Origin of the sequence: Streptomyces alkaliphilus, from assembly GCF_014141535.1 — a bacterium.
GTDB lineage: Bacteria > Actinomycetota > Actinomycetes > Streptomycetales > Streptomycetaceae > Streptomyces > Streptomyces alkaliphilus.
Window position 1 is genome coordinate 1 of sequence record NZ_VKHT01000831.1, and the last position, 2,264, is coordinate 2,264.

Here is a 2,264-nt window from a genome sequence, read left to right on the forward strand (position 1 = left end):
GGGTGCCGCGCTCGGTGTTGAACCGGGCGACGAGGTCGTCCGGTGGGAGGCCGACGGCCCGGGCCAGGGCGCGCAGGTGCCCGCGCGCGTAGACGTCGCCACCGCAGCGGGAGAAGTCGTCCTGCTCGATGGCCTGGATGATGGGCGCCCGAACCCGGGTGGTGGCGCTGATCTCCTCCACCGTCAAACCGGCGTCGAGGCGCGCCTTTCGGAGTGTGCGGCCGACGGAGGGGCGGTCCTCGGCCGAAGCGTTGCCTTGGGACACGGGAGCGCCTTTCGAGCGTGAAAACCGTGTGCTGTGGGAGTCAAGTCTAGGGCTCCGAAAGGACACAGGGGCCGGTTGGCCCCGCCTCTTCCGGCCGCGGTCGGACACCGTTCGCCGATCGTTATCGAACGCGATCACGGGGGATGACCCGGATGTCGCCGCCCGCGGCGACGAGAAGGGCGCCCCCGCCCGTCACTCAGCGGTCTCCCCACGAATGCGAGCCAGTACACCATCGAATTCGTCGGGTTTGACCAGCACATCCCTGGCCTTGGAACCCTCGCTGGGCCCCACCACGCCGCGGGACTCCATCAGGTCCATCAGCCGGCCCGCCTTGGCGAAACCCACCCGCAGCTTGCGCTGCAACATCGACGTGGAGCCGAACTGCGTGGAGACCACGAGCTCCGCGGCCTGGCACAGCAGGTCCAGGTCGTCGCCGATCTCCTCGTCGATCTCCCGCTTCCTGCCCTGACCGGCCATCACGTCGTCCCGGAACACCGGCTCCATCTGCTTCTTGCAGTGGGCGACGACCGCCGCGACCTCCTTCTCGGAGATGAACGCCCCCTGCATGCGAACCGGCTTGTTCGCGCCCATGGGCAGGAAGAGCCCGTCGCCCTTGCCGATCAGCTTCTCCGCCCCCGGCTGGTCCAGGATGACCCGGCTGTCGGCCAGGGAGGAGGTGGCGAACGCCAACCGGGAGGGCACGTTGGCCTTGATCAGACCGGTGACCACATCCACGCTCGGCCGCTGGGTGGCCAGCACCAGATGGATGCCGGCGGCCCTGGCGAGTTGGGTGATGCGGACGATGGCGTCCTCCACGTCGCGTGGCGCGACCATCATCAGGTCGGCCAACTCGTCGACGATCACCAGCAGGTAGGGGTAGGGCGTCGGCTCCCGGTCCACGCCGTGCGGGGCCTCGACCTCCCCGGCGCGGACGGCGGCGTTGAAGTCGTCGATGTGCCGGAAACCGTAGGCTGCCAGGTCGTCGTAGCGCAGGTCCATCTCGCGCACGACCCACTGCAGGGCCTCGGCCGCCTTCTTGGGGTTGGTGATGATCGGCGTGATGAGGTGCGGGATGCCCTCGTAGGCCGTCAGCTCCACCCGCTTGGGGTCCACGAGCACCAGCCGTACGTCCTCGGGCGTGGACCGCATCATCACCGAGGTGATCAGGCAGTTGATGTTCGAGGACTTGCCGGAGCCGGTGGCGCCGGCCACCAGGACGTGCGGCATCGCCGCCAGGTTGGCGGTCACGTAACCGCCCTCCACGTCCTTGCCCAGCCCCACCAGCAGCGGGTGGTCCTCCTCGGCCGCGGCGGCCGTGCGCAGCACGTCGCCGAGGTTGACCATCTCCCGGTCACTGTTGGGGATCTCGATGCCCACGGCGGACTTGCCGGGGATCGGGCTGATGATGCGGACGTCGGGGCTGGCCACCGCGTAGGCGATGTTCTTGGTCAGAGCGGTGATCTTCTCCACCTTCACCGCCGGCCCCAGTTCCACCTCGTACCGGGTGACGGTGGGGCCGCGGGTGAACCCGGTCACCCGGGCATCCACCTTGAACTCGGAGAAGACGGTGCTCAGCGACTCCACCACGGCGTCATTGGCGGGGCTGCGGGTGCGCCCCGGACCACCACGGGTCAGCAGGTCCAGCGGGGGCAACGAGTACGTGATGTCGCCGGAGAGCTGCAATTGCTCGGCGCGGGGCGGCAGCGGTCCCGTCGGCTCCGGTGTGCGCTTGGTCAGGTCGGGCACCGCGCCACTCGCGGTCCCGGCCGGTGGGGCGGCGGGCGCGGCGAGGGCCGCCCCCACCTCCGGTGCCGGGGGCTCGACGCGCGCGCCGGCCGGGTCACCGCGACGCATGGAGACCCGACTGCTGATGTCGGCCACCACGGGTGAGGGCTGCACACCGTGCAGCACCGCTCCGTCGAGGGCCGCGGCGGTGGCGGCGGCGCTGTCGATCGCCTCGTCCTCGCCCTCCGCCCGGGGACGCCTGCGACGCCCGCCC

At 70.5% G+C, this 2,264-nt stretch carries 2 protein-coding genes; both read right to left on the bottom strand.

Going from position 1 to position 2,264, the window contains the following annotated elements; all coding sequences use genetic code 11:
• On the bottom strand, positions 1 to 265 hold a 265-nt coding region (locus tag FNQ90_RS20240), incomplete at its 3' end, for a helix-turn-helix domain-containing protein (RefSeq protein ID WP_182607670.1).
• A gap of 192 nt (positions 266 to 457) precedes the next feature.
• The coding region (locus FNQ90_RS20245; RefSeq protein ID WP_182607671.1) for a DNA translocase FtsK at positions 458 to 2,264 on the bottom strand (1,807 nt) is incomplete at its 5' end.